The organism is Melaminivora alkalimesophila, assembly GCF_000282995.1.
GTDB lineage: Bacteria > Pseudomonadota > Gammaproteobacteria > Burkholderiales > Burkholderiaceae_C > Melaminivora > Melaminivora alkalimesophila.
Map to the genome: position 1 here is coordinate 1 of NZ_ALEE01000668.1, position 3,997 is coordinate 3,997.

Below are 3,997 nucleotides of genomic sequence, written 5' to 3' on the forward strand. Positions count from 1 at the left end.
GGGGGGCAGCGTGCCGTAGGGGGTGCCGGCGGTGGCCGGTGCGGAAGCTTGGGGTGCGGTCATGGTGCGGGTCCCTGCGTGAAGTGCCGCGAGTCTATGCGATACCGCTATGCTTGCCGCCCATGACACATTCGAATGACCTCCCTATGACGCCCGAGGCCATCGCGGCCCTGGCCCGCGAGGACGTGGCCCGCGCGCTCCAGGAAGACGTGGGCACCGGCGACCTCACGGCCGGTTTGATCGACCCCGCGCGGCGTGCGCGTGCCCGTGTGCTGGTGCGCGAGGCCGCCGTGCTCTGCGGCACCCCCTGGGCCGAGGCCGCGCTGCGCGCGCTCGACCCCGGCGTGCGGCTGACCTGGCATGTGGCCGAGGGCCAGCGCTGTGCGCCGGACCAGGTGGTGCTCGAGATCGAGGGCAACGCACGCGCGCTGCTCAGCGCCGAACGCACGGCGCTCAACTTCCTGCAGCTGCTCTCGGCCGTGGCCACCAAGACCCGTACCTACGTGGACGCCGTGGCGGGCACGCGCGCCCATATCGTGGACACGCGCAAGACCCTGCCGGGCCTGCGCCTGGCGCAGAAGTACGCCGTGCGCATGGGCGGCGGCACCAACCACCGCATCGGGCTGCACGACGCCGTGCTCATCAAGGAGAACCACATCGCCGCCGCGGGCGGCGTCACGGCCGTGCTGCGTGCCGCGCAGGCCGTGGCCGCGCAGGCGAAGTTCATCGAGATCGAGGTGGAGACCCTGGAGCAACTGGCCGAGGCCCTGACCGCCGGCGCGAAGATGGTGCTGCTCGACAACATGCCGCTGCCCCTGCTGCGCGAGGCCGTCGCACTCAATGCCGCGCATCCTGAAGGCGGGGCCATCCTCGAAATCTCGGGCGGCGTCACCCTCGAAGGCCTGCGCGCGCTTGCCGAGACGGGCGTGGACCGCATCTCCATCGGCACGCTGACCAAGGACGTGAAGGCCACCGATTTCTCCATGCGCCTTCAAGAGATTGCCTGAGGCGAGACAATAGAACCCCCGCGATGCCGCCGCAGTCCGGCGGCGAGAGCCTTGCCATGAACACGATTGCCATCAAGGATGTGGAGTACGAGCAGCCGCTCGCAGGCACTGAGGGTGCCGCCTGCTCCACCAAGCACGCCTGGGCCCGCGTGCCCGCCGAGCCCGGCCCCGCCGAGCGCGCCGCGCTCAAGGACCGCATCCGCCGCCTGCTGAAGGAAAAGAACGCCGTCATGGTGTCGCACTACTACGTGCACCCGGACCTGCAGGACCTGGCCGAGGAAACCGGCGGCATCGTGAGCGATTCGCTCGAAATGGCACGCTTCGGCCGCGACCACGCCGCGCAGACCCTGGTGGTCTCCGGCGTGCGATTCATGGGCGAGACGGCCAAGATCCTCAGCCCGGAAAAAACCGTGCTCATGCCCGACCTGGACGCGACCTGCTCGCTCGACCTGGGCTGCCCCATCGACCAGTTCAGTGCCTTCTGCGACCAGCACCCGGACCGCACCGTGGTGGTCTACGCCAACACCAGTGCCGCCGTGAAGGCGCGTGCGGACTGGCTCGTCACGTCGAGCTGCGCGCTTGACATCGTGCGTGCGCTCAAGGATGCGGGCCAACGAATCCTCTGGGCCCCCGACCGGCACCTGGGCGCCTACATCCAGCAGCAGACGGGCGCCGACATGGTGTTCTGGAACGGCGCCTGCATCGTGCACGACGAGTTCAAGGCGCTGGAGCTGGAGCTGCTGAAAAAAGAGCACCCGCAAGCCAAGATCCTCGTGCATCCCGAAAGCCCGCCCGAGGTCGTCGCCCTGGCCGATGCCGTGGGCTCGACCTCCGCGATCCTCAAGGCCGCGCGCGAGATGGAGGCGCAGGAGTTCATCGTCGCCACCGACAACGGCATGATGCACAAGCTGCGCACGCTCAACCCCGGCAAGACCTTCTACGAAGCGCCGACGGCCGGCAACAGCGCCACCTGCAAAAGCTGCGCGCACTGCCCCTGGATGGCGATGAACGGCCTGGCCGACGTCGCGCGCGTGCTGGAAACGGGCGCCAATGCCATCCACGTGGACCCCGCATTGATTCCGCGCGCGCGCCAGCCGATCGACCGCATGCTTGCCTTTACCGCTGCGCTCAAGAGCGGGCAGCCGGCCGGTACGCTGGTGCCGCACCTGGGTGCGGTTTGATGTGTTTGCTCCTTATTTAATAGCTTAAAAAGTCCGATGTACTTGGACTTGCCGGCGATTTGACCGATATTTGCCTGATCGACTTCGCCGACCCGCGTGATCCCGCCGGGCCGCGCCTGCGCCATGCCTTCGGGCCAGCGCACGCCACGCTCGTGGCCCAGGCCCCGCACGAGGTACGCGGCGTGCTCGACGCCGTGGAGTCCGCCGCGCGCGCGGGCGCCTGGGTGGTGGGCCAGCTGCGCTACGAGGCCGCGCCCGCGTTCGATGCGGCCCTGCACACCCATGCGGCCGACGGCCCGCTGGCCTGGTTCGCGGTGTTCGATGCCCCGCGGCCCTGGGACGGCAGCTCGGAGCCCGGCGAGGCCGCAGTGCAATGGCAGGGCGAGATCGCGCGGCCCGCGTTCGACGCGGCCATCGCGCGCATCCGCGGCGCCATCGGCGCGGGCGAGTGCTACCAAGTCAACTTCACGGCGCCGCGCACGGGCGCCTGGCAGGGCGACGCACGGGTCCTGTTCGCGGCGCTGCGCCGCGCGCAGCCGGGCGGCTACGCGGCCTTCCTCGACATGGGGCTGGAGCAGACGCTCTCCGTGTCGCCCGAGCTGTTCTTCGACTGGCGCGGCGGCAGCCTGCTCGCGCGCCCCATGAAGGGCACGGCCCCGCGCGGCGCCACGCCCGCGCAGGATGCGGCCCAGGCTGCGCAGCTGCGTGCCAGCCCCAAGGAGCGGGCCGAGAACGTGATGATCGTGGACCTGCTGCGCAATGACCTCTCGCGCGTGGCCGAGCCGCACAGCGTGCGCGTGCCGCGCCTCTTTCACACCGAGCAACTGCCCACCGTGTGGCAGATGACTTCCGACGTCGTGGCGCGCACGCGGGCGGGCACCCGCCTGGCCGACGTGTTCGGCGCGCTGTTCCCGTGCGGTTCGGTCACGGGCGCCCCCAAGGTGCGCGCCATGCAGCTCATCCAGGAACTGGAAGGCGCACCGCGCGGCGTGTACTGCGGCGCCGTGGGCGTGGTACGGCCCGACGGCCAAGGCGGCGTGGCCGCCACTTTCAATGTGCCGATCCGCACCGTGGCGCTGCGCGGCGCGCAGGCCGTATGCGGCATCGGCAGCGGCATCACCTGGGGGTCAGAGGCTGGGGCCGAGTGGCGTGAGTGGGCTGCCAAGCGTGCCTTCGTGGAGCGCGCGAGTGCGCCGTTCGAGCTGCTCGAAACCCTGGCGCTCGAGGCGGGCGTGCTGCGCCACCGTGCCGAGCACCTGGAGCGCATGCGGGCGGGCGCCACGCACTTTGGCTATCCCTGGAGCGGGCCGCGCGTGGAGGCCTGCCTGGACGTGCTGGCCGCAGCCCACCCGCAGGGGGCATGGCGCGCGCGCCTGCTGCTTGATGCGCACGGCGTGCCGCGTGCCGAAGCCTTCGCACTGCAGCCCACGCCCACGCCCGTGCGCCTGGCGCTGGCGGACCGGCCTTTTGCCGAGGCCCATGGCGAGTTCGTGCGCCACAAGACCACGCGCCGCGCGCACTATGCCGCCTTCGCGCCCCGACCGGGCAGTGGCGTGTTCGACACGGTGCTCTACAACGAGCAGGGCGAGATCACCGAGACCACCTTCGGCAACCTGGCCATGCAGATCGAAGGCCAATGGGTCACGCCACCGCTCTCCTGCGGTCTGCTGCCGGGCGTAGGCCGGGCCATGGCGCTGCGCGAAGGGCGGGTGCGCGAGGCGGTGGTTCGCCTGCAGGACCTGCCGCGCGTGCAGGGCTGGGCCTTCGTCAACAGCCTGCGCGGCTGGCTGGCGGCCGAACTCGCGCCCG

3 protein-coding genes are annotated in these 3,997 nt (G+C 70.8%); all 3 read left to right on the forward strand.

From position 1 onward, the window contains the following. The first annotated feature begins 146 nt into the window (after positions 1 to 146). On the forward strand, positions 147 to 1,007 hold the full coding sequence (gene nadC / locus A612_RS13020) for a carboxylating nicotinate-nucleotide diphosphorylase (RefSeq protein WP_019374905.1): 861 nt from the start codon (positions 147 to 149) through the stop codon (positions 1,005 to 1,007). A gap of 56 nt (positions 1,008 to 1,063) precedes the next feature. Further along, entirely contained in the window at positions 1,064 to 2,188 is a 1,125-nt protein-coding gene (nadA, locus tag A612_RS13025; RefSeq protein WP_040436886.1) for a quinolinate synthase NadA, read from the forward strand. A gap of 59 nt (positions 2,189 to 2,247) precedes the next feature. After that, the coding region (pabB, locus tag A612_RS13030) for an aminodeoxychorismate synthase component I (protein ID WP_019374907.1) at positions 2,248 to 3,997 on the forward strand (1,750 nt) is incomplete at its 3' end.

Coding starts and splice junctions, on each gene's coding strand:
- nadC (WP_019374905.1), top strand. CDS start 147: ATGACGCCCGAGGCCATCGCGGCCCTGGCCCGCGAGGACGTGGCCCGC.
- nadA (WP_040436886.1), top strand. CDS start 1,064: ATGAACACGATTGCCATCAAGGATGTGGAGTACGAGCAGCCGCTCGCA.